Source organism: Pseudomonas cremoricolorata DSM 17059 = NBRC 16634 (assembly GCF_000425745.1).
Classification (GTDB): domain Bacteria; phylum Pseudomonadota; class Gammaproteobacteria; order Pseudomonadales; family Pseudomonadaceae; genus Aquipseudomonas; species Aquipseudomonas cremoricolorata.
This window is the reverse complement of record NZ_AUEA01000001.1, coordinates 266,275-291,427: the sequence shown is the minus strand read 5'-3', so window position 1 is coordinate 291,427 and position 25,153 is coordinate 266,275. Positions and strand designations below refer to the sequence as shown.

The following is a 25,153-nucleotide window of genomic DNA, read 5'->3' as shown; positions in this document are numbered from 1 at the left end:
TGAGTGGAAAAACAAAACGGCCCGCATCTGCGGGCCGTTTTTCGTTGCGTCAGAAGACGGTGTTCACCGTCAGCGACAGGCTGCGTGGGTCGCCGTAAATGGCGCCGGCGTAGAAGCCGTAGCGGGTGTAGTAGTGCTTGTCGAACAGGTTGTTGGCATTGAGGGTGACGCTGGTGTCGTCGGTCACCTGGTACTTGGCCAGCGCGTTCCAGATCGCGTAACCCGACCAGTTCACATCGCTCGGGCCGGTGCTGATGCCATTGCTCGGCTGACCGGCAGGCGAAGACACGGCGCGGATGTTGGTTTGCGCGGTGACGCCGGCACCCAGGGTCAGGCGATCCAGCGCGCCCGACAGGCGATAGGTGGTCGAGGCCTTGAACAGGTGCGACGGGTCTTGCCGGCCATCGCTGTCGACGCGACGGAAGTGCAGGTAGGTGTAGCCGGCGTAGACGTTCCAGTCCGGGGTCAGGGCGCCGGCCAGCTCCAGGTCGATGCCGTCGGTTTCCTGGCCAGTGCCGGCTTTGTAAGCCGAGTTGCCGGTCGGCGTGGTGAGGTCACCGTCGAGCACCGCCTTGTTGTCCTGCTTGGTGCGGAAGTACGCCGCCGAGGCGTTCAGCCGACCATCGAACCACTCACCCTTGATACCGGTTTCGTAGCTCTGGCCACGGATCGGCTCTACTGTGCCGCCGCTGACGGTCTGCTGGGTCTGCGGGGTGAAGATGTCGGTATAGCTGGCGTACAGCGAGTAGTTGTCGTCCAGATCGTACACAGCGCCCAGGTAAGGGGTGACCACACCATTATTGTGTTGGCTGGTGCGACTGCCATCGACGCCACGGGTGATGGCCGAGTAGTTGCTGCTGCGGGCGCCGACGATCACCGACAGTGGCTCGGTAATGCTCAGGCGGGTCGCAGCGTACATGCCTTGCAGGCGGGTGGTGACCTTGCTGTGCAGGCCGGTCTTGGAGGCCAGCATGTTCAGGTCGTCGTCCACGCCGTCGAGCCAGTTGCTGATCGGCAGGCCATTGTTGGCGCGGAACAGGCAACCGGTCACTGGCCCCGAGCTTTGCCCGTTACCGACCATGGTGCAGCTGTACTGCGGCGACCAGGCCACGGTGCGGCTGTCGCTGTAGCCAACCATTGCCTGGTGGGTACGCCCCAGCAGTTGGAACGGGCCGGACAAATCGATCTGTGCCGACTGCTGGGTGGTGTCGGTGGACTGGTGCAGGCCGTTGAGAATCGCCCCGCCGCCTTCCTGATCCCAATACCCGCCGTACACACCACGGCGGACCGAGTTGACCTTGGCCAGGCCGCGGTGGCTCAGGGCATCGATAGTGCTTTGAGAACCCTTCAGGTCCAGTTCCCAATCATTCTCGAAGCGGTGCTGCAAGCCCGCGAACACGGTTTGCGTCTCGGTTTCGCCGAAGCTCCAGCTTGGAGCCAGGTTGCTGCTGCGCGGCAGGTTGGTCTTGCTGCCATCGGCGAACCAGATAGGAATGTTGGCACCCCAGCCACCGCCGGCGGTCTTGCTGTATTCGTATTGGTAGCCGGCGTTGAAGGTGGTGGCATCGCTCAGGTCGAAGGCGAAGTTGGCCAATGCGGCGCGGGAGCGCTCGGACTGGTTGTCGCGGAACGAGTTGGCGTCCTGCTGGGTGACCACAAAACGCGAGCGCAGGCGACCGTCTTCGGACAGTGGCACGTTGAGGTCGGCGCCCAGGCGGCGTTTATCCCAGCTGCCGTAAGTGGCGTAGGCGCTGCCGCCGAAGGTCTTGGTCGGCGCCTTGCGGATCAGGTTGACGGTGGCCGACGGATCGCCGGTGCCGCCGAGCAGGCCGTTGGCACCGCGCACGATGTCGACACGCTCGTACATGTCCATGTTCAGCGCCGCGCCACCACCGCTGAAGTCGGTGCTACCGGGGTATTGCAGGCCATCGATCTTCCAGTTGCTGATGCCGTAGCCGCGCGCGCGGAACTCGGTACGCCCGCCAACTTCCATTTTGCTGGCGGTCACGCCTGGTGCGGTCTCCAGCGCCTGCTCGATGCTGTGGATATCACGATCCTGCATCTGCTGACGGGTAATGGTGGTGACCGACTGCGGGGTCTGGCGTGGGCTGAGTTTCATCCCGGTGGCGCTACGGGTGCTCTCGACGGTGTACCCTAGCTGGCCGGTTTCATCAGCGCCCAGGCTGCTGTCTTCGATCGTGGTGGCGTCGAGTTCCAGCGCGCCGCCATCGGCGGCGTGGGCGCTGGCGCCAAGACTGAGGGTGACGGCCAGGGCCAGGGGGGTGAGGCGCAAGCCGCCTCGGGCTGAGGAAGTAGAGGGGATCATGATGCTCTTCTGGATCATTTGGGAAAGCGTCTTATTCGCAGATGGTTTTTTGTTAGCATTTTAGGGTTCGGCCTGCGCCACTCCATGGCCGGCATGTACGCGCATGTAATCGAATGTAATGAGCGGCCTGGGCGCCGCTTCACACAGGTAAAGGCTCGATGGCTACCACCTTGCTTGTCGTCGACGACGACGACGAGATCCGCGAACTGCTTTGCGACTACCTCAGCGATGCCGGGTATCAGGTTCTGGCTGCGGCCAACGGCGATGAGATGCGTCAGCAACTGGCCAGCCACCCGGTGCGCCTGGTGGTGCTCGACCTGATGCTGCCCGGCGAAGATGGCCTGAGCCTGTGCCGGCAATTGCAGGCCCATGCCGGGCTGGCGGTGATCATGCTGTCCGCCAAAGGCAGCGCCTTCGACCGCATCATTGGCCTGGAGGTAGGCGCCGACGACTACCTCGGCAAGCCCTTCGAACCCCGCGAGCTGATCGCCCGGATCAAGGCCGTGCTGCGCCGCCCGCAGCGCCTGGAGCTGCAGGAAGAAACGCAGGTCAGCGCCGTGCATGATTTCGCAGGCTTCAGCCTCGACCACGTCAAGCGCTTGCTGACCAGCCCCGACGGCGACACCCTGACCCTGCCACGCTCCGACTACCGGGTGCTGCGCGAACTGCTCGAGGCGAACAACCGCGTGGTCTCGCGCGATCACCTCACGCGCAGCGCCTTCAGCCGCGATCACCTGCCTGACGACCGCTCGGTGGACATGTGCATCAGCCGCCTGCGCCAGCACCTGCGCAAGGCCCCCGCGGCCTCGGCGCAAATCCTCACCATCCGCAACGAAGGCTACCTGCTGAGCATCGAGCCGCACGGTGCGGACGCCTGACGTGCGCCTGCCTCGGCCTGTGCGCTGGCTGTGGCCGGGCACGCTGTTCGGCCAACTGCTGTTGATCATGGTCAGCGGTACGCTGCTGGTGCAGGCGGTGTCGAGCAGTATCTGGTTCGATGTGCGCTTCGCCCAGGTGCTGGAAGCGCCAGTGCGGCTGATGGCGGCGCGCAGCGCCCCGCTGATCGCCCAGGCCCAGTGCCACGCCAGCCGCCCGGCCTTGCCGCGCAACTACCATTTGCGCTGCACCGAACAGGCGCCACCGGCCTTCAGCGACGAACGCCCGGGCCGCCGGCGCATCGAGCTGCTGCTGCACCAGGCGCTCACCGCCGAGCTGGGCCACACGCAAAATGCCCGGGTGCTCAAGGTGCAACTGACCGACGAACTCGGCCAACCGCTGCTCTGGCGCAGCCTGTTCGGCCTGCGCACGGCGCAGGCGCACATTCGCTTCGCCGTACCCCTGACCGACGGCCACTGGCTGACCATCGACGGCGAGGAAATGCAGGGCTGGAGTGGCGAATCGGCCTGGGTGCTGATCAGCGACTACCTGCTGCGGGTCTACGCCCTGCGCATCGTCGCGGTGCTGCTGGTGTGCCTGGTAGCCGTGCGCCTGTGCCTGCGCCCGCTGCGCCGCCTGGCCGACGCCGCGCGCGGGCTAGGCAACGACCTCGGACAGGCGCCGCTGCCGCTGGACGGCCCCCAGGAAGTGCGCCAGGCCGCGCAGGCCTTCAACGCCATGCAGCAGCGGCTGATCGCCATGGTCAACGACAAGGCCTACTTCCTCGCCGCCGTGTCCCACGACCTGCGCACGCCGCTGACGCGCATGCGCCTGCGTCTGGAACGCTTGCCGGAAGGGGAAGACAAACAGCGTCTGCGGCAGAACATCGCGCAGATGGACGACATGATCAGCCAGGTGCTCGACTATTTGCGTGCAGGCGAACAGCAGAACCTGCAAAGCGTCGACCTCGACCGCCTGGTGGCGCGGCAGTGCAGCGAGCTTGCCAGCGCCGAGGAACCGCTGCCGATCCTCGGCCAGGCCGGTAGCGTGCAGGCCGATGCGCTGATGCTGCAGCGCTGCCTGCAAAACCTTCTGGTCAATGCCCTGCGCTATGCCCGACGGGTGTCGGTGCACCTGGAGCGCACGGCCAACGCAGCCTATATCCATGTCGAAGACCACGGCCCAGGCATCGCTCCCGAGCTGCTGGCAACCATCACCGACCCGTTCGTGCGCGGCGAAGCGTCGCGAAGCCAGGCCTCCGGTGGCTACGGCCTGGGCCTGAGCATCGTCCAGCGCATCGCCAGCAGCCACGGTGGCGGGCTGCTGCTGGGCAATCGTGCCGATGGGGGGTTGCGCGTCAGCCTGTGGTTGCCGGTCGGCCAGCCGCTATGAACCGCGACGCTCGATCGCCAGGGCGATCAGGTAGGCGCGCATCTCGCGATGGCGAGAGCTATTGAGCACAAGCAGCGACACCAGCAACAGCAATAGGCTAGCGCCCACCAGCACGGCCGGCATCCTCGAACCGAGCAGGCTCATGCCCATCAGAAGGCCGATACCCAGTACCGCCCAGATTACCCCCAGTCCCCAGCGGCGACCGCGGATCATGACGAAATGCCCGAGGCTGAGCAGCAGGGCCAGACCGGCGCCGAGCAAGGTGCTGTATTGCGCATTGTCGCTGGGGTTGCGCCATTGCAGGTCGCTCCATAGCGCGACCGCGATCGACAGACCGAACACTGCACTGAAGAACCCCAGCAAAAATGTGGGGAAGAATCGCGACATGAATTGAGAGTAGGCCTGCGGTTTCATTCCAACTCCTCATACAAACCCACCGCGACGCTCTGCACCCGAGCATTGCCAACGAAACCGAACACCGCGCTGACCGAGTCCTTGATCAACGTCCGCGTAGCGTGGCTGACCTGGGTTGGGGTATAGCGCTTGGTCAGGTTGCTGGCCGCCTGTTCCAGCTTGAGTTGTTTGGCGGTCAACGCAGGATGCTTGAGCGAGAGCAATTCGTCGGTCAGCGCCTTGCGCTGCTGACGGCTCAGGGTCTTGCCCAGTTCGTACCAGCTGCGGCCCGTACGTGCCTTGACCACTTGCAGGTACTTGATGGTCGTCAGTGCCGAAGCCCCAACGCCCAACAGCGACACACCATCGAGCACCAGTGACGCTGCCTGATACCAGGGATCGCTGTCGAGAGCGTCGTTGGCGGCCGGGTTGGTCACCTCACGGACGGTGCGTATTCCGCCGATCAGACACTGCGCGCCGCTGGCCGCTGCCGCAGCGCCGCCGATGTAGGTCAGTACCAGGCTGGTGCCGGCCGTGAACGGCGCGGCGATGGTGCCGCTGCATACCACGATCCAGCCCAGCACCGCACCGGCGCACGCCAGGCTGGTATTGACCGCTTCCTGGATGAGCTTGGACTCACGGGCGCTGTTCTGCAGCACCTCGGTGTACTGTTCGGGGGTCTGATATTTCTCGATTTCACGCAGAATCACCCGTTTCGGACGGATGCTGCAGATCGGCTGGAACTCGCGCAGAGTGACAATGTTGAGCGTGCTATCGATATACACCACGCCGGCCCCAACGATGTTCGGATCGGCATCGATGGCGGAAAACAGCTTGGGCAGGTTGACCATGCCCTCGATGCGCTGGCGCGCCATGAATTGCGAATGATTGCCCAGTGCCGGGGGCAGAAGACTGTTCAAGGGGAAGATCCTCGCAAGGGTTCAGGCCAGCGCGGGGTGCTGGCCTCTGGCCCGGTCGGAACCGACATGCCGGTTCCGACCCTGGAACATGCGCCGCCCGCAGGCGGCCACGCAGCCCTTACACGTTCGGGCAAGGTACCGGTGCCCAGTCGCCGACGTCGGCGCTGCGGCACATGCCTTCGACCTTGCTCTGGCCGGTCTTGGCCACGGCAGCGGCCTGGGCCTTCTTGGTGTTGGCCAGTTGCAGGGTCTTCTCGGTGTTCACCGCTTCGGTCGGAATCGCCTTGGCCTTGGCCGTGGTGGCCTTGGCGGTCTTGGCCACCTGGGCGACTTCGGTGCGCTGCACGCCGACCTGCTTGAGGTCCTGCTCGTAAGCCTGGGTGTAGTTGTTCAGGTCTTCACCGACACGGCCGTTGACCGCTGCCAGGAGGTTGTTCGACTCCTGCAGGCCGGAGACGATTTCGGCCAGGCGCTTGCGGCCTTCGGCGGCGTCGATGCGGTTTGCCTTGCGGCCGTCGATCAGCTGGGTGAACTCGCGCTGGTAGCAGGTCTGCGAGGCCTGGGCGTAGGCGCTGGTGCGGTCCAGGTCGGCGCTGCTCTTGTCGATGTCCACGGCGTACGAGGCGATGCGCTGCTTGTCGTCGCTGATCTGCTTCTGGCGTTCGGTGTAGTAACCGGCCGCGCCGCCGACCAACGCACCACCGGCCGCACCGATGGCGGCATTACGGCCACGGTGTTCCTTGTCGGTCAGGGCGCCGGTCAGGGCGCCGCCGAGTGCGCCCAGCGCCGCGCCGGTGGCGACCGACTTGGTCATGTCACCGTCGGTGGCGCGCAGGTGCTGCACCGGCTCGTAGCAGCTCGGGTAGTACTCGACCTTGGTGGTCGCGCCGACCTTGTCCGAGGCCGAAGTGGCGCAGCCAGTCAACAGCACGGTGCTGAAACCTGCGGCCAGCAGCAGTGCGCTGCGCGCATGGGTGGCGGTGAACAGTGGGTTGCGTTTGAAAAGCATGGTCAGTTCTCTCTTGGTGTGATGACGACCGCTCAGCCTCATGCCGGGCGGATTTCCTTTCGGTGAAACAATCCATCGGGCTCAACGAGCCGCTGCGGCGAGCAGCTCCTTGAGAATGGTGGCCGGGTCGGCACGGCGGTTCTGGCGGTATTGGCCGACGTGCCTGACGAACAGCGTCGCGCGCGCGGTGAGGCTCTTGCCCAGCACCGGGTTGCGATTGAGTTCGGTCTTGACCCGCTGAAACTGCGCCTGGATCACGGCATCGGTGTAGCGCGTGCCGCTGGCCAGGTTGTCGATGTAGATCGCCACGGCGCCGTTGAGTGCGGTCTGGCCGTTGCCAATGGCCGCACCGAACATGCGCGCGGTGGCCGGATCGCCGGAGGCCTTGGCGTCGGCCTGGCTCTTGCGCAGGTTGCTCAGGCGGATGTTGTAGTTGTTGATGGTCTCGGCCACCAGGGCCGCCGACTGGATCAGGTTGCCGGCCGCTTCCTCACGCTGGCGGGCGATCAGCGACACGGTGCGCTTGAGCTCTTCGTTGACCACGCCCAGCTCGGCCTGCAAACGCGGGTCGGTGGTGCTGGCGATGACGCTGTCCAGGCGTTGGGTCGGGTCTTCGGCGGCCTGGATGTCGTCGGTCAGGCTGGCCAGACGCCCCTCCTTCTGCCACTGCTCGAACAGTTCCTGGTAGCGCGAGCGGGGCGCCGACAGCGCGCCGATGGCCACGCGGAACCCGGTGGTCTCGTTGTGCTGCTCGCGGCCGTCGGCGGCGAACAACGGATACTCGCGGCGCATGCCGGTGAACAGCGTGCCCTCGCCTTCCAGGTAGTTGCCGCCCTTGACCACGAAGCCGCCGTAGGCGCCTTGGCGGCGTCCGGCATGCACCAGCTGGAACGACTCCTGGACCATTTCCGCAGCGTTGCCGATGACGTCGAACAGCCCCAGCGGATTGGGCTGCTTGGTGCCGATCGGCATCAGCCGCGGTGCCTGCCCGGTGCCACCGGCGACCTGGTTGAACACCGCCCAGTCGGCCAGCGGCCCGTCGCTGTCACTGCCTTCGCGCAGGCGCGGGAACAGTCGGCCTTCGAGGTCCTGACGACTGACCGCCGAGCCGCCACGGGCGGCGAATTCCCACTCCACTTCAGTAGGCAGGCGCACGAAGCCGATACCGCCGTCTTCATCCTGCTTGCCGCGCCCGCTGACCGGCAGCAGCTCGCGGTGATGTTTCATCAGCCAGGCGCTGTACACCGCCGAGAAACGCTCGGCCTCGAAGCGCGACAGGTCGACCTTCGGCAGACGCCCGCTCATGCCGGCGTCGCCTGCGCAGGCCGGCGGCGCCTCGCCAGTGCTCAGCGACTGCGCCTGGGCCATGACCTGGGCGTACTGCCGCGCGGTCACCTCGTACTTGCCGATGAAATACATCATCGGCTTGAGCGGGCTGTCTTTCTCCAGCGTCGGCAAGCTGCCGGCGATGCGCTTTTGCCACTGCGGGGCGAGGTCGGCGAGGCTGAACTGGCCGTTGATGAAGTCGCGCCGGTAGCCAGAGATGAACGACTGTTTGTAGCCCGGTTCGCCTTCACTGAACGGGTAGCCGAGGCTGACTTCGCGGTCGTCGAGGCTGCCCTGGGCCAGCACGTAGACGTGGCGAAACACCATCTGCCCGCCACAGGGCAACGGCAGGGCGATGTCGTCGGGCAGCGGTTTGGGGTTGTCCAGTTGTTCATCAGGCACGCTGGCGGACGCATGCGCGCCCCCTTCTTGAGCGGCCTTGCCGGCAGGCGCCGCCGGCTCATCGCCCGGCGAACAGGCAGCCAGGCTCAACAGGGTCAGCAGCAGGGCCGAAGCCCGCAGGCGGCAGTCAGACATCTCGGATTCCTTGGGAGGGGTCGATACGCACCACGCGCCAGCCGCCGACGGCCGCCGCGCTGGCAGCGGCCAGCAGCGTTGTGCCGAGGGCCACGAGGTAGTGCACGGGCAGCAGACGGCTGGCGTGTTCGCCGGGCGTGTGCACGAACAAACGGTTCAGGGCATATTCGGCGCCCTGGTACAGCAACGCCGCCAGCGACGCTGCGAACAGCGCGCTGTACAGCGCCTGCAAAACGCCGAACAGCAACAGCGCAGCGCTGCCAAACCCCAGCAGGCGCAGCACCGAAAGCTCGCGCTGCTTGCGCTCGACCGCCGCCAGCGTGCCCGCCGCCACCGCCGCAAGCGCCCCGACCACCGCCAACGCCGCCACCAGCCAGAACACCAGATCGAGATTGCGCCGAAGCGACTGCACCTGGGCGATCTGCGCGGCCTGGGTCGACACCAGCAACTGCCGCTCGGCGAACCACTGGCGCAGCGGCTCGACGTCATCCAGCGCCTGGGCATACAAGCGAAATGCCGGGTAGACACGTTTGGCATCGGCCTTGCGCTGCGCGCCGGGCCAGCCCAGCGCCGGTACGGCGAAACCGTCGCGGTAGTCCTCGACCGCTTCGAGCAAGGCCAACGGGGCGAACAGTGCGTCGCGCTCGAACGCGCTGAGCGGCAGCACCGCCTGCACCTGCAAGGCGCTGTGCTGCCAGTGCAACTCGCCGTCGCGCTGGCGGGAGAAGCTGGCCTGCACCTGGTCGCCAGCCTGCACGCCGAGTTTTTCCGCTGCGGTGTGGCTGAGCACCACCTGCCCCGCCGCGGTGGGCGCCGGGATGTCTTGCAGCAGTGGATCGCCAACTGCGGTCGGCAGCATTTCGACGCTGACCCGGCGCTCGCCAGCGGGACGCAGCAGTTCTGCGGTGGCGGCGATCTGCCGAGTACGCGGGAGGGCGAAGGCCACGTCGCTGCGCTGCGCCAGCGCGGCGATGAACGCGGCATCGAAGCGCCCGCCGCCCAACGGAATGATTTCGCGCACCGATGGCTCGCGTTGCAGGCGCTCGGTGAGGCTGCCGATCAGGCCGAACTTGAGCCCGAACAGCACCAGCAACGGCGTGATGACCGCCACAAGGGCCAGTACGCTGCACGCGGACAAACGCCCATCACGGCAGTAATCCTGCCAGGCCAGCCTGGCGATCAGAGGTGCGCGCATCAGTGCCCGGCCTCCAGTACAGAGGTCACCCCGCCGTCGCCATCGCGCCGGCAGCCCATGCGCAGCACTGGCACACCGACCGCGCGCAACAAAGGCTCGTCGTGACTGGCGATGACGCAGGCCGCACCGGCCTGGCGCACCTGGGCCAGCAGCAGACTCATGACCCGCTCGGCGTTGAGCGGATCGAGGGCCGCGGTCGGCTCGTCGGCCAGCAGCAGTTGCGGGGCGTGCACCAGCGCGCGAGCGCAGCCGACCCGCTGGCGCTGGCCCACCGACAGCTCGGCCGGGTAGCGGCGCAGGTGTTCATCCAGTTCCAGTGCCGTGGCCAGGCGCTCGACGCTGCCATCATCCGGCAGATCGAGCAGTTGCCGGGGCAAGGCGATGTTGTCGTGCACATCGAGAAAGCCCAGCAACCCGCCGGTTTGCAGCACGTAGCCAATCTGCCGGCTGCGCAGCGCGGCCAACTGGTCGCGGCGCGCGTTGCGCCACAACTGCGCCAGGTCGTGCTCACCGCCTTCGGCGTGCAGGCTGAAGCGCTCGGCCTGATCCGGGGCCAGGGTGAGCGCCAGCAGGTCGAGCACGGTGCTCTTGCCGCAGCCGCTCGGCCCGACCAACCCCAGCACTTGCCCGGCGCGCAGATGCAGCCGCTCGATCTCCAGGCTGAACCGCTGGCTGGCACTGCCGCGGCGTTTGCTCACTGCCTGCAAGCGCATCATGGCAAGGTCGACAGCGGTACGCGGTACAAGGCATCGCCCGGTTCGGCATTGCCGAAGCGCACCCAGTTACCGAGGTCGTTGTGGAAGGTTTCGTAGAGGCTGATCTTCGACTCCAACTCGTCGATGAAGTCTTCCTGCTCGGCCACCGACAGCGACAGCCACAGGTCCTGGGTCATGCTCAGCGACTTGCTGCGGTACGGCAGCCCGTCGAGGTATTCACCCAGCACACCACTGGCCGCCAGGTTGGCGCCGTCGCGCAGGGCGCCAGGGTCGCGGCTCATGTAGGCGCTGGCGCTGGCGATCTCGTTGAAAAAGTCGGCCGGTGAGCTGCGCGTCTTGCGCGCGGCATCGACGATCAGCTTGAGCGACTGCTGCAGGTCGTTGAGTTGCAACTTGGTGAGCATCACGCACACCTGCAACGCCGGCAGCGCGGGGTTGCTCAGGTCGCGGTCGGCGGTCCAGGCACTGACCAGTTGCGGCGCCTGGCTGGCCTGCTGGCGCCCGAGAAAATCCATGTGCATGGCATAGCCGATGGCCGCCGACTTGGCCGCCAGGCTCGGCGCTGCATCGAGCACCGGGGTCGCTTGCGGCTGGCGCTCGCGCACCTGTTGCGCCAGCTCGGCGAAGGTCGTGCCGATCTCGCGCACGCGCTCACCGAACAGCTTCACGTCACCACCAGGCACCGACACGTAGAGGTCGCCGATCTGCGGGTTGCTGTCGGCAGTCAGCACGCGGTACTGCGCCTCGGCGCTGGCATGGTTGTGCTGCCCGGCCGGGGTGCGCAGGTGCAGGGCGTAGATCTTGATCTGCTTGCTCAGCGCCGCCTGGCGCACTTCGGCTTCGTTCATCTGCGTGCTGCTGGCCGGGTCGCTCTTGCGCAGCGCGCCGGCATCGCTGACCAGCAGCACGATGCGCCCGCCATAGCCCGACCAGTCCATGCCTTCGACCGCCTGCATCACGCCGGCGAAAGCATCTTCGTTGAAGGCATGACTGGACACCGTGGTGGCCTTGACCTCGCGGGCTGCACGCAGGAAGCGCGCCGGGTCGCGGCCCTGCTGCAGATCGACCAAAGTCTTGCTCAGGTACTGCAACCCCGGCGTGCGCTTGACGCTGTTGCGAAAGCCCACCAGGCCAAAGCTGACGTTGTCCAGCTCGCCGCGGGCCTGCAACTGTGCCTGCAACTCGCTGACCACCTGCTGCACTCGGTCTATGTAAGGCTGCATCGACACCGAGGTGTCGACCACCAGCACGATGCCGGTGCGGAAGGCGTTGTCTGCCGCAGGCGTCTGCGGTTTTTTTGCCGCAGGCGGTTCGGCGCGGGTGCCAGGGTCGATGGAGGCGATGTTGAGCAACTGCACCGGCTGGCCGCTGGCATCGAAGCTTTCGCGGTAATCGAAGATCGGCATCAGGTAGAACTGACTGGCGGCCACGGCCTGCCCGGCCGGCTCCAGCGCCATCACCTGGGGCACTTGCTCGGGCGCGGTTTGCGCGCTGTGCAGCACCTTCTGCGCCTGGGCCGGGTCATCCAGCAGCTGCTGCACGTCATCAGGCTGGCGCAGAAACATCAGCGGCGCTCGCCCGGAGCGCTCGGTGAAGGTCAGCACCAGGCTCTGCTTCCAGTCGCTGAGCTGCGCGCCGGCGATCCAGCCTTCGCGCTGACCGTCACTGGCGGCGCCGACTTGCAGCCAGGGTTGCCCGTCGACGTTCTTGCGCTGGTACACGTACAGCACCGAGAACGCCGGCACGGCCTTGCCGTCACCCGCCTCGGGGCTGCTCAGCAGCTGTGCGCCGGGCTTGCTCAGCACGCGCTGGAACAGGGTCTGCTTGCCAGCCATCAGCAGCGGCCGATCACCTTCGGCATTGGCCTCGGCAATCACCGGCGACGTTACATGGTCACTGTCAGGACTCACCTGCCCCGCCAGCGGCGACCCAGGCTGCAGCCACCAGTAGGTACCGCCGGCCAGGCCCAGCACCGTCGCCACGGCCAGTGCCAGCAAGGCCTTGCGCGGGGTGCGGGTGGTGGCTGCGGGGGTTGCCGCCAGCGCAGGCGCGGGCTTGATCGGAGTCGGCGCTGAGGCCGGGCTGACGCTGGCTGGCGTCGGCTCAGCGAGTTCTGCGGCCACCCCGGCCGGGGTCAGTGGCGTCAGCGCTTCACCGCCGAGCAATGGACGAAAAACCGTGGCGTCGTCGTCCTGCAACGGCAGGCGGTCGAGCGCCGCCAGCAAGGCGGCGGCATCGCTGAAGCGTTCATCGGCGGATTTGGCCAGCAGGCCGCTGAGAATGGCCTGGTAGCGACCATGCTCGAGCGGCAGCGCAGGCAGTGGCTCGGTCAGGTGCGCCAGCGCGGTCGACAGGGCGTCGGTGCCGTTGTAGGGCAGCTCGCCGACGAGGATTTCGTACAGCACCACGCCCAGTGCGTAGAGGTCGGCGCGGCCGTCGATCTCCTGCCCGCGCGCCTGCTCGGGGCTCATATAGCTGGGGGTGCCGACGGCAAAACCGGCCTGGGTGAATTGCGTGCGGTCGTCCAGCGACTTGGCGATGCCAAAGTCGGACAGCACCGCCGTACCGTCGGCGCGGAAGAGAATGTTGGCCGGTTTGACGTCGCGGTGCACCAGCCCCTGAGCATGGGCATAGCCCAGCGCCTGGGCGATCTGGCGCACGTACAGCAGGCCCTGTTCGGGGTCGAGTCCGGCGGCGATGCGCTCCTTGAGCGTGCCGTTGGGCAGGTACTCCATGGCCATGTAGTACAGCGCGTCGACGTTGCCGATGTCGTGGATGGTGGCAATGTGGGGGTGCGCCAGCCGAGCCAGGGTGCGGCCCTCACGCAGGAAGCGCTCGCAGAAGGTCGGGTCCTGGGCCAGGCTTGCGGCCATCACCTTCAGCGCCACCTTGCGCTGCAACGAGCGCTGGGTCGCCAGGTAGACGCTGGCCATGGCGCCTTGGCCGATCTCGCCGTCGATGTCGAAGCCTGGAATGTGCATGTCGGCGCTCATCGTGGTTCACCGGCCTTGATCACGATGGCGGTGATGTTGTCCGGTGCACCGCGGGTCAGCCCAAGGTGCACCAGGCTGCGCACTACCTGGTACGGGTCGGGGTGCACCAGCACGTCGGCGATCTCGTGGTCTTCGGCGGTCTTGGTCAGGCCGTCGCTGCACAGCAGATAGGTGTCACCGGGCTGCACGGCGATCTCGACCGCCTGCAAGTCCAACTGCGCCTGCACGCCAATCGCTCGGGTGATGATGTTGCCGCGCGGGTGCTCGCGGGCTTCGGCCTCGTTGAGCAGGCCGCTGTCCTGCAGCTCCTGCACGTAGCTATGATCGTGGGTCAGACGGGTCAGGCGCGCGCCGCGCAAGCGGTACAGGCGGCTGTCGCCAGCCCACAGCGCCAGGGCCTGATCGTCACAGGCGGTCATCACCACCACGGTGCTGCCCATCAGGCTCACGCCGCGACGCAGGGTTTCCTCGCGCACCGCCTGGTTGACCTGAGCGAGCCGACTGCGCAGCGCGGCGCTGCGCTCGGCAAGGCTCTGGCACGCCGGCAGACGGCGCAGGCTGTCGACGGTCAGGCTGCTGACGTAATCACCCGCCGCATGCCCGCCCATGCCGTCGGCCACCGCCCACAGGCCCTCGGCGGTCAGCTCCAGGCAAGCGTCCTCGTTGATCCGGCGCACCATGCCGGTGTGGCTGTAACTGGCCGCGGTGTACTGCATGGCGGTCATCTGCACGGGGCCTCTTTACCCAGAATGAAGGCGGCGAATGCGTCACTGCGCGGCAGTCCCTGGCAGCGCAGCAAGCCCGGAGCGATCTGCGCCGAGCCTTTGCCCCACCACAGGCTCATGCCTGCACAAGCACTGTCGGCCAGAGCCCGAAGACGGTCGTCGGCGTAGTCTTCGGTCAGCCGCTGCAAGCCGCCGAGGCTGGCATGGGCAGGCAGCGCGGCAGGTATTTCGAGCGGCGCCAGGGCGCTGACCGCAGCGTCGAAGTCCTCGAAGCTCGCCTGGGCTTCGAGGCTTGCCAGCAGCAGGCTTTCTGCGGCTTCGAACCAGTCATCTGGCGCGCCGAGCACGGCTGCCAGCGAGGTACCGGCCGGCAATGGCTGAGCCAGGGTCAGGGGGAAATAACGCCCGACCCGGTCGATGCTCGGCATCAGCACGCCGACCATCGCCTGCGGCCCGCACAGGCCCGGCGCCAGGGCGAAACGCCACAGCGGGCTGACCAGATACGCCGGCAACCAGGCCTCGCCCAACTGGCGCTGGCTGGCTTGCACGCCGGCTGCCAGCCACTGGTCCCACGGTTGTACGAAACTGCCCGGCAGACCGCGGCTGACGAAATCCCCGCGGCAGGCCAGCTTGCCGTAGAAGCCCACGCTGTTCATAACCGCTCCGGCAGGCTGAAGCCGTTGAGCACACGGCTGCGGAACGGGTTGAAGGCACTGCTGGCGCGCAGTTCGTACGACACGCTGAGGCCCTCGACACGCAGGCGCAGGTTGAAGCGCTCCGGCGAGTTGCCGGCGACCAGGTCGGCCTGGTCGAGCAGGCGGAACCACGCCCACGGCCCTTCCACGGTCATCCCCGAACGGCCACTGGCCGCCGGCGGGGTGATCGCCAGGCGCACCACGCCAATGCTGTTGTTGTTCGGCCACTGCACCGCCACCGGGCGGCTGGGGCCGTGGTCATAGCTGACCTGCTGGCCATCGAGGTCGAGCAGGAACTGTGTGATCGAGGCGTCCATCGCCACCGGCTTGAGCTCGAAGCGCACCAGCGGCTGAGTGCTGCCAGTGTTGCGGAAGAACGCATCGCGGATGCTCGCGGCGCGCTGGAACGTGCTCAGCACCGAGGCGTTGATACCCAGTTTCTGCGCCGCGCCCGGCTGCCAGCTCCAGGGGTTGGAGCTGGTATTGACGTAGGGTTGCAGGTACTTGCGGAAGTAGTTGTCCATCACCCCGCCGACCCCGAAGAACTGCCCGAAGTCTTCCAGGGTGGCGTCTTGCGCGCTGCCACGGGCCAGCGGGTAACGCCCGCCCAGCGACTGCCGATAGACCGTCACCACCTCGCTTTTCCACGCTGCATTGAGCTGGTTGCGCACCCCGCCCATGACCACCGCGTTGGTCGAGCCGACCAGCGAGCCGAGCATGTCCTGCACCAACTGCGGCTGGCGCGCGGCGCCGAGGGTGACCCGCTGCGCCGCCGCCTGGGCCTGGTTCTTCGCCTCACCGAGCAGGGCATCGCCACTGGCCCCGACCATCGCGCTGACTTGCACGTAGAGGCTGTTGAGGTCACTGAGCAGACCGTCGATGGGCAGCGCTTCGCCCTCACCGCCCTGTACCAGCGCGGCCAGTGGAGCGAAATGTTCGGTGACCGGGTCGCGGGACGCCGCGCGCTCGGCACCAGCCGACACCGGCGTATCGCCGAGCAGGCCGCCGAGGCGCTGGCGCAGTTGATCGACGCCGCTGTCCTCGACCTTGGCCTTGACCGCATCGAGCTCGCTGGGCTGTTGCAGGTCGGTTTCCCGCGCCACGCTCTGCAACAGTTTCTTCAACGGTGACGCGGGGCCTGAGAGCACTCGCAGCACGTCGGCGGCCTGGCCGACACTGGTCACCGGCGCCACATCGAGGTCGGCCAGCAGCGCATCCCAGTGACGAATGTAATCCTGGAAGTACAGGTCGCGTACGTCATCGGCCAGGCGCTTGGCATCGCCTGCATCGCCCATCTCACGGCCCAGTACCCAGCGTTCTTCGGCAAGGGTGGTGGCCTGGGCCAGGCTCGCGGCGAGAAACGCCTTGCGGTAACCCTGCACGGTGAACAGGCCCGGCAATGGCTCGCTCAACGCTTTGCCGCTCTTGCGCCGCAGCACCAGAGCGGCATCGCGCCCGGCCGCTTCGCTGAGGCTGAGGTCACTGACCCCGGCCGGCAGCGGCTGGCGCTTGACCCGGTCGTAGACACGCTGGGCCACCGGCAATTGCTGCAACTGCTGACGCATGTCGTCGATCAGGCGTTGGTCGAGACGGGCATTGGGCGGGCGGCGTTCGAACAACGCGTCCAAGTGCTGTTCCAAGGCCGCGCGCTGTTCCGGGGCGAGGTCGCGGGGCAGCGCGCGCTCCCAGTCAAGCAGTACCCAGGCCTTGATGAAGGCCGGATCGTAATGATCGGTGTCAGCCAGCATCAGGTAGGCCTTGAGGCCTTCGTAGAGGTAATCGGAAGAACCGCCGGCATACAGCTGTTCTTCGATGCGGGTGACCAGGCGCGGGGCGAACACCGCGATCAACAGCTTGCGGTAGACGCTGGACGATTCGCTTTCCAGCATGTCGCCTTGGTACAGCCCCCAGCCCTCTGCCCAGGACGGCGGGTCGTCAGCCAGGTGGCGCACGGCATCGAGCAGCGGCAACACGTCGAGCACGCTGCGCTGCGCCGGGCTCAGGGTCTGCACGCTTTTCCCGGCTGGCTCCAGACGCTGCTCGACCTCGGCGATGTAGGCCTGGTTGGCGCGGTAGCTCAGCGCCCACACGCTGCCCACCAGCAGCACCAGCGCCACGCTCAGGCCCAGTGCAGCGCGGGTCAGCCAGCGCTGGCGGCGTTCGACCTTGGGGTTGCTGCCGGCCAGGCCGCGCTCGGCGAAGGCCACGTCGCTGAACAGTCGCTGGATGAAATAGCTGCGCCCACTGCCGCTCTGGCGCGCCAGCTGCGCGCGATCCAGGCCCATGCTTTGCGCCATGCTGCCGATCAGCCGGTCGATGGGGCTGCCTTCCTGGGTGCCGCTGGTGAAGTACACGCCCCGCAGCAGCGCGCGGGCCTCGAAGGCATTGGGCTTGAACAGCGCCTCGAGGAACTGCTCGAGGTTGCTGCGCAAGGCGGCGAACTGCTGCACGAAGCCGTACACCAGATCGCGCCGCGCCGGGTCGCGCTCGTGTTGCAGGCGCTCGATAAGGCGCTGATTCAGGCGCTGTTCCAGCAGGCTGAATTCACTGCCGAAGCTGCCCAGGGGGCCGGCACCCTGCTCGCCGTCGTCGAGGGCGAAGGTCATGCCCCAGACCTGCGCACGTTCCTCTTTGCCCAGGTTGTCGAAGAACTCCATGAAGCCCGGCACCAGGTCGAGCTTGGTCAGCATCAGGTAGATCGGGAAGCGCACGCCAAGGCGTTCGTACAACTCCTGAATGCGGCTGCGAATGGCTGCGGCGTGGGCCGCGCGTTCGGCCTCGCTGCCCAGCAGCAGGTCGGCCAGGCTGATGGCGATGAAGGCACCGTCGATGGGCCGCCGCGAGCGCTGATTGCGCAGCAGGTCGAGAAAGCCCAGCCAGGCGGCTTTGTCGACCTGGGCGTGGCTGTCCTGGATGGTGTAGCGCCCGGCGGTGTCGAGCAGCACCGCCTGGTCGGTGAACCACCAGTCGCAGTTGCGCGTGCCGCCGACACCGCGCACTGCGCCCTCGCCCAGCTGCGCGGCGAGCGGGAAGTGCAGCCCGGAGTTGACCAGCGCGGTGGTCTTGCCCGACCCCGGTGGACCGATGATCACGTACCACGGCAGTTGGTACAGGTTGCGCCGCTCGTCGCCGCCCAGGCGCGCCTTCTTCAGCAGCGCAACCGCCTCGGCCATGCGCTGGCGCAACGCGCTCAGCTCTTCGGCGGTGGCGACACTGGCAGGGTCCGGCGGGGTATCGGCGGCCAGGCTGTCGAGCACCTTGGCGGCCTGACGGCGCGCCTGCACCACCTGGTAGAGACGCCAGGCCAGCCACAACGCGAACAGCAGGGCAATCAGCACCGCGCGCCGCAGCGGGCTGAGCAGCGCATCGAGCAGCGGGCCGACGAACCAGATGATCAGACTCAGCGCCAGCAGGCCCAGCAACGGCACCAGCCATCGCGTTACCCATCCCAGGAACGACTTCACTCGGCACCCTCCGCCAGAACAGTGATTTCCACCCGACGGTTTTTCGCCCGGCCTTGCGCGGTGGTGTTGGACGCCAGCGGTTCGGTGTCGCTCAGGCCTTGCGCGGTGAAGCGCTGGGCCTGCCCGGTGCGTGCCGCGAGCAGTTCACGCACCTGTTCGGCGCGGGCCTGGGACAACGCCCAGTTGGAGGGGAAGCGCAGTGTGGCGATGGGCTGGTTGTCACTGTGACCGGTGATACGCACCTCGCCCTTGACCTTGCCGATGGCCTCGGCGATACGCGTCATCAGCGGCTGGAAATCGCCCTTAATGCTGGCACTGGCGCTGGCGAACAGCTCATCGCCGCGGATGGTCACCACCGAGCGGTCGACGGCATCTTCCACCGCGACCCGCCCGGCCTTGATGTCTTCGGCGAGGAAACCGGCCAGGCGCGGACGCTCGACCGCCTTGGGCTGCACCACCGGACGGTCCATGGCCTGCACCGGAATCTCGCCCAGGGCATGGATGCCGCGAAACACTGGTTCGGCATCGCTGGCCAGTTTCAGGCGCAGGCCGAACAGCGCCAGCAGCAGCAACGCCAGGGCCACTGCCAGGGCGACCCAGGCCGGCAGCCAACGCCCCAGGCGATCGCCTTTGGCGGTCACCCCCCGCCAGTGCGGCGACAGCTCGCGCTCGGCCTCGCCACGGGCGCTGCGAATAGCCGCCGCGGTGCGCTCACGCAGGGCTTCGAGCTGCGCCCGGCCGCCGTTGATGACGCGGTAGCGCCCCTCGAAACCGAGGCTGGTGCACAGGTACAGCAGCTCCAGCAGGTTGAGCCGCTCGCGCGGGCTTTGCAGGCAGTGTTCGAGCAGTTGGAAGACCTTTTCGCCGCCCCAGGCCTCGTTGTGCACGGTGATCAGCAGGCTCTGCTTGCCCCAGTCACTGGCGCTGCCCCACGGCGTGCTCAGCACGGCTTCATCGAGCGCGGTACACAGCGCGTAGCGCGCCAGCAGCACCTCGTTGCGCGGTACCCCGGTCGCCTCGGCCTGGGCTTCGAACTGGCGCAGGTAAGCCAGCAACTGCGCGCGCAGGCTGGCCGGCGCCGGATGGGCCAGGGTGTTGCGCAGCCGCGTGAGCAGGCTCAGCAACGGCGCGGCTGCCTGCTCCAGCGGGTTCAGGCCTTGGCCCTGACCGGGCGCCAGCGGCTCGCCGGGCATGCTCAGCGGCGCTGCCGGCGCGGCAGCCGGGGCCGGCGCAGGGCGCCCACCGGGGCGCGGCATGAATTGCGTACGGTCGTTGGCCGCAGGATCGTCAGGCTGCATCGGCGGTCATCCTCGAATGGCCCAGAAGGCCAGTTCCAGGCCAGGGAACTCGCCGGCCACGTAGAAGGCGAAGCCGCCCGAGCTTTGCAGCATCTGCCACTGCTCGCTGCCGCGGTCGAGTTCGAAGTAGGTCGAGCCGGCGTGGAACGGAATCTGCCGCGGCGCCACCGGCAATGGCAGCAGGCCAATGCCTGGCAGTTGCAGATTGACCAGGTCGCGGATGCGTTCCACCGAGCCGATCTTGCTCTGCTGGCCGAAGCGGCTGCGCAGGGTTTCGCTGGGCACATCGGCGCGCACCACCAGAATGAAACTGGCGCTGTCGAGCAGACTGCGGTCAGCGAGCATCGCCACATGGATGCCGTAGGCCTTCTCGACGATGGGAATCGCCACCGCCTTGCTGTCGATCAGCATCGACAGCGCCTCACGCAGCGCCGCAGTGACCGGCGCGAAGGTCGCGGCCAGGTCGTCGTGCTGGTACATGGGAAAGCTTTGCGGGCGGCGCGCTTCGCTGCAGAAGGTGGCGAACTCACCGGCAAGGGTCAGCAGCTCGCTGTACAGGCGCTCGGGGTGCAGCGGGCTGAGCTGGTTGAGGTGTTCGATCAGCGGCTGGGCGCGGTTGACCAGTTGCAGGAGCATGAAGTCAGCGATTTCCGAGGCGCCACCGTTGGCCGAGGCCACCACGCGCCCGGCCAGGGCTTCGCCGCGCTGATGCAGCAGGCCCAGCAGTTCACTGCGAAAGCTCGACAGCGCCGGGTTGGCGGCAACGTCCAGCAGCGGCGGGATGTAGCTGTCATCCAGGGATAGGGCACGATCGGCGCGGCGCTCGCGAATCCGCACCACACCGAGGGCTGCGTGATCGCTCAGGCCATCCTCGGCGCGCAACAGGCGCAGGGCACGGCTGCCCAGGGCCAGCGGCGCACGGTTTTCGAAAGCGGCATTGTCGTCGCGCACTTCGCTGACCCTGCTGACATAGCGCGCGCCCTCCTGCGCCTGGCCCTCATCGACGGTGTCGCGGGCACCGGCGCGCTTGAGCGCCAGGCCCAGGTAGATGACGCCGTCGCGCAGGTCTTCGGGAATTTCCAGCGGCGGCGGCGGCAGGTCGTCACGGGGAATGTCGAACGGTGTGCCATCGGGCAGCAGACCACGGGCGGAGAGGATCGCCAGCTTGCCCTGGCTGAGCAGGCCCTGATCGATCAGCAGCTCGGAAAAACCCCAGGCCGCAGCGTGCAGCGGGCGGCTGCGGGCGTCGATGAGGTTTTCCAGATAGCGGTCTTGCTGCTGGAAATGCTGGGTGGTGAGGAACATCCCTTCCGACCAGACGACACGATTGTTCCAGGACATGGGAGCTCCGGTGGCCTAGCGGGCAGGCGCAGGTTGAGGGGTGGCCACGGCGCTGCGCACGGCGCGCACATCGAGGCTGATCTGGTAATCACGCGGCGGCACCGCCAGCACGGCGCGCCATTGCGCGCGGTCGATCTCGCGATAGCCGACCACCAGGCCGATCTGCCGGGTCGATGGGTCCAGTGCACGTTGCACCGGCAGTTGCTGGCCAGGGCGCAGCAGCACTTCGTCCTGATCGATCAGGTCGCTGCCCAGGGTTTGCTGGGCGCGTTCGGCCAGGGCGAAATAATCGGCGCGGGCAAAGGCCGCGGCGTTCTTCAATTCGAAGATGCGCACGCGCACCGGCGCCGCCTCTCCACTGGCGCCGGGGTTGAGCCCGGCTGCCGCGCTGAAATACAACTGCAGCGCATGCTCGGCCGGGGCCTGGGGCGTGGCGTCCTTGCTACAGGCACTGAGCAGGATCAGGGCCGCAGCAGCGACCAGCCTGGTGATTGTCATCCGTGTTCTCGTGATCAAGGGTGCGGTTCCTGGTCGGCGGGGTCGCTCAGTGGCGTGGGCTGCGGGTGCTGTGGGCCTGGTAGGCACGGCTGAATTCGCGGCCGAACAGGTCGTGGAAATCGTCTTCGGCCTCACGGGAGATCTGCCCGAACAACTCGGTGAACTGCTGCCAGCAGTGGGCCTGACGGGAATTGCCGAACAGCTTGGCCAGGCCACTGGCCGGGGCCAGACGGGCTTCCAGCCGGCCCGGCTCGAAGCGCGCCAGCAGGTGCTTGATGGCGGCTTCGACCCCGGCCATCACCGCCATCTGGTGGGCACGCAGATCATCGAAGCTGTCCTGCACGGCTTGGTCAGGCGCCATGAACGCCTGATTGCCGTGGCGCAGCAGCAACAGCAGCGCTTCATCGGCATTGGGGGCGAATTTGAGCGGGTTGTTCTGCAACGGCGCGATGCTGGTCTGCTGCATGCGGAACTCGCCCTTCAAGCTGCTGCGCGCGCGCAGCACGTCGATCAGCCCTTCGACCATCAGCCGGTAGCTGCGCCCGAGCGCCTCCATCTGCGCCTGGGCCTGCTCGGCGTCGACGCGCAGGTGCTCGATGCCGGCGCCACGCAGGAAGGCGTCGAGCAGGTTCTGCTGCTCGGTTCTGCTCGGCGTTTCGACAGGTGCCGGGCTGAGCGCTTCGGCGTCAGGCCGCAGCGCTGCGACCGCGACCGCGACCGGCGCAGGCGGCACGTTCGGCGCCGCAGGCGCCTCGGCGACTGGAGGCACAGGCGCTGCGGGCGCCGGAATCGCCACGGGGGCATCCCAATCGGCCGGAATCAGGCCCGCCGCCGCGCTCGGCAACGGCGGCTCTGGCGCAGGCTCTGGCGGGGCTGGGGCGATGGCCGCGGGTGGACGAAAATCGTGCTGTTGGGCCGGCACATGGTCGGGCTGACTGGGCGGCGGCACGCTGGAGGGTCCGAGGAAATCGAACAGGTCCGGCAGCGTCTGATGGCTTGGAACACCCTGCAGCAGCGCCGCTGACTGCGGCTGCAGCGCCTGCGCAGGTGCCGCTTGCTGGTTGGCCATCAGCGCTTCGAAACTGGCGGGTTCGAGCTGCCCGGCGATACCTTGAGCCAGCGCTGAATCGATTCTTGCGTGAATTTCGTACTCGCCGATACGGATAACTTCGCCGTCCAACAACGGCTCGCTATTGCCGCGTCTTAGTTTTACCCCGGCCTGCACTAGCTCGACTCCGTTGGTACTACTGTCGGTCAAGTAATAGTGCCCATCACGGTACTGAATAATGCAATGTTTCGCTGACACCAGTCGTTCCGGGTCTGGCAATACCCAATCATTATCGGGGTTTCTGCCAATGCTGATGGCACCCTCACCCACCACGAACTCCGGGGCCTGTCCCGGGGTTATCTTGTGGTAACTGGTGATGGTAAGGCAAAGTGCCATCGCGCCTCCTGCGTTGAATTCAAGCCTGTCTGCCTGCGCACCGCAAAGGCCGCAGAACACCTGAAAAGTCCTGGTTCAAGCATCTGATTTCATTGGATAAACCCCTGAACCAAATGCTCTTTGTGCTGTCTCTCGGATCACCGAACGCTGATTTAGTTGCGCGTGCTGGCGTATTAAATGGGCCAACTCCCGATGGCAAACGGCCGCTAGCTTACCTTGACAGCTTTTACGAAATAAACCATAAATGCGCAACTTCGTGACACCACAATGATATCACTGCGATATTGCTTTCGAGCTAATTAAGCAGTTTGTGCACTCGATCACAAAATGCAGTTTCGCTTCATCAAACCTTCATCATGGACAGACAAGGACAGCCTTCTTCGGTGAATAACTCGCAGCTCTTGGCGCCTGTTTCCGACGACTTTCCGTGCGGAACAGACCTCGAATACGACGCGAAATTCCTTCAGCTCGAACGGGATGCCCAAGGCCGTCCGGAACGGGTCATGGGCGATGCCGTGCAGCCGGCAGAAGCGCCGGACTGGCGGGCCCTGGAGCAGGCCAGTGAAGCCTTGCTGCACGACAGCAAAGACCTGCGTATCACCCATTTCCTCAGCCAGGCTCGACTGGCCTTGCACGGCCTGCCTGGCCTTGCCGCGAGCCTCGCGCTGATCGACGCGCTGCTCGCCGAGTACTGGCTGCACCTGCATCCGCAACTCGACGCCGCCGACGACAACGACCCCACCGTTCGCCTCAATGCCCTGGCCGGACTGACCAGCGAGACCACCATCAACCTGCTGCGCGATGCCGTGCTGGCACGCTCGCGCACGTTTGGCCAGGTCAGCCTGCGCGGCGCCTTGCAGGCAGCCGGGCTGGCCTCGGGGCCCGGCACCCTGGGCAGCGAAGAGCTGGCAGCGGCGCTGCGTGACACCGACGCCACACTGCTCGAAGACACCCGCCAGGCCCTGGAACAGGCGCTCGAACACTGCGCGGCCATCGAACGGCGGGTCAATGAGCAGGTCGGCTCGGCCCGCGGTGTCGATCTTGGTGCGCTGAGCCAGCCGCTGCGCCAGGCACGGCAAGTGCTGGCCGAGCATGCGCCGCAACCGAGCGAAGCCACTGCCGCTGCCAGCCTCGATGAGCCCGCAGAAGCTGCGCAGCCTGCCGTCGCCCAAGCCTCGCCAGCGCGTCCGGCGCCCCGCCCCGGTGAGATCAACAGCCGCCAGGAGGTGCGCGCCAGCCTCGAGCGGCTGTTGCAGTACTACGCCCGTCATGAACCATCCAGCCCGCTGCCGGTGCTGCTGCGCCGTGCGCAGAACCTGGTCGAGGCGGACTTTGCCACCATCGTCCGCGACCTGATCCCAGATGGCCTGTCGCAATTCGAGAATCTTCGTGGCCCGGAGAGCGACTGACGCCTCCGGCTGCGCCCCATAACGCCCGCAACGAAACACAGCGCCTCAACGGCGACCAGGAGGAACAACGTGGCGAAAGACAGCTCCCAGAAATTCATCGCGCGCAACCGCGCGCCACGGGTGCAGATCGAATACGACGTCGAGCTGTACGGTGCCGAGAAGAAGGTCCAGCTGCCGTTCGTCATGGGCGTGCTGGCCGACCTCGCCGGCAAGCCCGCCGAGCCGCTGCCGGCGGTGGCCGAGCGCAAGTTCCTCGAAGTCGATGTGGACAACTTCGACTCGCGCCTCAAGGCCATGCAGCCGCGGGTGGCGTTCAACGTGCCCAACGAGCTGACCGGCGAAGGCAACCTGAGCCTGGACCTGACCTTCGAGAGCATGGACGACTTCAGCCCAGCCGCCGTGGCACGCAAGATCGACGCGCTCAACCAGTTGCTCGAAGCGCGCACCCAGTTGGCCAACCTGCTGACCTACATGGACGGCAAGACCGGCGCCGAAGACATCATCCTGAAAGCCATCAAGGACCCTGCCCTGTTGCAGGCCCTGGCCAGCGCGCCAAAGCCCGCTGACAACGAGCCGAGCGCCTGAGGAGCCTGCCC

19 protein-coding genes are annotated in these 25,153 nt (G+C 66.8%); 4 read left to right on the top strand and 15 right to left on the bottom strand.

Features of this window, described 5'->3' with window-relative positions:
- Positions 1 to 49: 49 nt before the first annotated feature.
- Positions 50 to 2,326, bottom strand: coding sequence for a TonB-dependent siderophore receptor (locus tag H618_RS0101300; RefSeq protein ID WP_245586739.1), 2,277 nt, complete (start codon positions 2,324 to 2,326; stop codon positions 50 to 52).
- Positions 2,327 to 2,484: 158 nt separating this feature from the next.
- Here H618_RS0101300 and H618_RS0101295 point away from each other — a divergent pair, with 158 nt between their 5' ends.
- Together H618_RS0101295 and H618_RS0101290 are read left to right on the top strand one after the other, a co-directional pair.
- A complete protein-coding gene (locus H618_RS0101295; protein WP_028693338.1) occupies positions 2,485 to 3,204 on the top strand; it encodes a response regulator in 720 nt (239 codons plus the stop codon).
- A gap of 19 nt (positions 3,205 to 3,223) precedes the next feature.
- Positions 3,224 to 4,594 carry an ATP-binding protein gene (locus tag H618_RS0101290; RefSeq protein ID WP_028693337.1) on the top strand — a complete coding sequence of 457 codons (1,371 nt, stop codon included), beginning with the start codon at positions 3,224 to 3,226 and terminating at the stop codon, positions 4,592 to 4,594.
- Here the strand turns inward: H618_RS0101290 and H618_RS21080 are convergent.
- From H618_RS21080 to tagH, 14 genes are all read right to left on the bottom strand, one after another.
- On the bottom strand, positions 4,589 to 5,008 hold the full coding sequence (locus tag H618_RS21080; protein ID WP_033727348.1) for a hypothetical protein: 420 nt from the start codon (positions 5,006 to 5,008) through the stop codon (positions 4,589 to 4,591). The genes H618_RS0101290 and H618_RS21080 overlap by 6 nt on opposite strands.
- Positions 5,005 to 5,862 (bottom strand): Ssp4 family T6SS effector, encoded by an 858-nt coding sequence (gene ssp4 / locus H618_RS0101280; protein WP_154660607.1) that lies wholly within the window; start codon positions 5,860 to 5,862, stop codon positions 5,005 to 5,007. The genes H618_RS21080 and ssp4 overlap by 4 nt, the downstream gene beginning before the upstream one ends.
- Before the next feature lie 163 nt (positions 5,863 to 6,025).
- The gene (gene tagQ, locus H618_RS0101275) at positions 6,026 to 6,916 is read right to left on the bottom strand and encodes a type VI secretion system-associated lipoprotein TagQ (RefSeq protein ID WP_028693335.1); all 891 of its coding nucleotides are present in this window, start codon (positions 6,914 to 6,916) and stop codon (positions 6,026 to 6,028) included.
- A gap of 81 nt (positions 6,917 to 6,997) precedes the next feature.
- The gene (locus H618_RS0101270; RefSeq protein WP_028693334.1) at positions 6,998 to 8,779 is read right to left on the bottom strand and encodes a formylglycine-generating enzyme family protein; all 1,782 of its coding nucleotides are present in this window, start codon (positions 8,777 to 8,779) and stop codon (positions 6,998 to 7,000) included.
- Positions 8,772 to 9,974, bottom strand: a complete 1,203-nt coding sequence (locus H618_RS0101265) for an FtsX-like permease family protein (protein ID WP_028693333.1) — start codon at positions 9,972 to 9,974, stop codon at positions 8,772 to 8,774. Before H618_RS0101265 ends, H618_RS0101270 begins: the two co-directional genes overlap by 8 nt.
- Positions 9,974 to 10,690 carry an ABC transporter ATP-binding protein gene (locus H618_RS0101260; protein ID WP_028693332.1) on the bottom strand — a complete coding sequence of 239 codons (717 nt, stop codon included), beginning with the start codon at positions 10,688 to 10,690 and terminating at the stop codon, positions 9,974 to 9,976. Before H618_RS0101260 ends, H618_RS0101265 begins: the two co-directional genes overlap by 1 nt.
- On the bottom strand, positions 10,687 to 13,683 hold the full coding sequence (locus H618_RS0101255) for a serine/threonine-protein kinase (protein WP_028693331.1): 2,997 nt from the start codon (positions 13,681 to 13,683) through the stop codon (positions 10,687 to 10,689). Before H618_RS0101255 ends, H618_RS0101260 begins: the two co-directional genes overlap by 4 nt.
- Positions 13,680 to 14,408 (bottom strand): PP2C family protein-serine/threonine phosphatase, encoded by a 729-nt coding sequence (locus H618_RS0101250; RefSeq protein WP_028693330.1) that lies wholly within the window; start codon positions 14,406 to 14,408, stop codon positions 13,680 to 13,682. Before H618_RS0101250 ends, H618_RS0101255 begins: the two co-directional genes overlap by 4 nt.
- Positions 14,405 to 15,064: a type VI secretion system-associated protein TagF gene (gene tagF, locus H618_RS0101245; protein ID WP_028693329.1), complete on the bottom strand. Its 660-nt coding sequence runs from the start codon at positions 15,062 to 15,064 to the stop codon at positions 14,405 to 14,407. Before tagF ends, H618_RS0101250 begins: the two co-directional genes overlap by 4 nt.
- Positions 15,061 to 18,567: a type VI secretion system membrane subunit TssM gene (gene tssM, locus H618_RS0101240; protein ID WP_028693328.1), complete on the bottom strand. Its 3,507-nt coding sequence runs from the start codon at positions 18,565 to 18,567 to the stop codon at positions 15,061 to 15,063. The genes tagF and tssM overlap by 4 nt, the downstream gene beginning before the upstream one ends.
- On the bottom strand, positions 18,564 to 19,865 hold the full coding sequence (locus tag H618_RS0101235; RefSeq protein WP_028693327.1) for a DotU family type VI secretion system protein: 1,302 nt from the start codon (positions 19,863 to 19,865) through the stop codon (positions 18,564 to 18,566). The genes tssM and H618_RS0101235 overlap by 4 nt, the downstream gene beginning before the upstream one ends.
- A gap of 6 nt (positions 19,866 to 19,871) precedes the next feature.
- Positions 19,872 to 21,206: a type VI secretion system baseplate subunit TssK gene (gene tssK / locus H618_RS0101230; RefSeq protein WP_028693326.1), complete on the bottom strand. Its 1,335-nt coding sequence runs from the start codon at positions 21,204 to 21,206 to the stop codon at positions 19,872 to 19,874.
- A 15-nt stretch (positions 21,207 to 21,221) separates the two neighbouring features.
- Complete coding sequence (gene tssJ, locus H618_RS0101225) at positions 21,222 to 21,704, bottom strand: type VI secretion system lipoprotein TssJ (protein WP_028693325.1); 483 nt, start codon at positions 21,702 to 21,704, stop codon at positions 21,222 to 21,224.
- Positions 21,705 to 21,750: 46 nt separating this feature from the next.
- Complete coding sequence (gene tagH, locus H618_RS0101220; protein WP_028693324.1) at positions 21,751 to 23,148, bottom strand: type VI secretion system-associated FHA domain protein TagH; 1,398 nt, start codon at positions 23,146 to 23,148, stop codon at positions 21,751 to 21,753.
- 383 nt (positions 23,149 to 23,531) lie between these two features.
- On the opposite strand from tagH, the gene tssA reads away from it, so the two are divergent.
- Together tssA and tssB are read left to right on the top strand one after the other, a co-directional pair.
- Positions 23,532 to 24,557 carry a type VI secretion system protein TssA gene (gene tssA, locus H618_RS0101215; RefSeq protein WP_028693323.1) on the top strand — a complete coding sequence of 342 codons (1,026 nt, stop codon included), beginning with the start codon at positions 23,532 to 23,534 and terminating at the stop codon, positions 24,555 to 24,557.
- 69 nt (positions 24,558 to 24,626) lie between these two features.
- A complete protein-coding gene (gene tssB, locus H618_RS0101210) occupies positions 24,627 to 25,142 on the top strand; it encodes a type VI secretion system contractile sheath small subunit (RefSeq protein ID WP_028693322.1) in 516 nt (171 codons plus the stop codon).
- The last annotated feature ends 11 nt before the right edge of the window (positions 25,143 to 25,153 follow it).